Annotated in this window: 1 protein-coding gene; it reads right to left on the bottom strand. The window is 57.2% G+C overall.

The annotated features are described in order from the left end of the window. Positions 1-278 (bottom strand): paraquat-inducible protein A (locus tag AAEZ05_RS28425; protein ID WP_350649919.1); only part of this gene is annotated, 278 nt, incomplete at both ends.

Raw genomic sequence — 278 nt, 5'->3', positions numbered from 1 at the left:
CAATGAACTCGATAAAGCGATACATCACAATGCGTTGTTGCGCGGACAGCGGTTGGTGACGCTGCACCGAGAACAGCAGTAGGCCAATGCCGACCAACTTGAAGGTCGGTACCAGGATACTGGCGATGAACACCACGGCGGCGATCGGGAACATCCCGTGCTGCACCAACTGGATGACACCCGACATGATGGTGCTGGGGTCGCCTTGGCCGAGGGAGTTGACCGTCATGATGGGTAACAGGTTAGCGGGGATGTACAGGATCGCCGCAGTGATCAAC

It is taken from the genome of Pseudomonas sp. HY13-MNA-CIBAN-0226 (assembly GCF_040310305.1).
GTDB classification, from domain to species: domain Bacteria; phylum Pseudomonadota; class Gammaproteobacteria; order Pseudomonadales; family Pseudomonadaceae; genus Aquipseudomonas; species Aquipseudomonas gregormendelii.
Note: the sequence above shows the minus strand (reverse complement) of the source record. Positions and strands in the feature narration are given on the sequence as shown.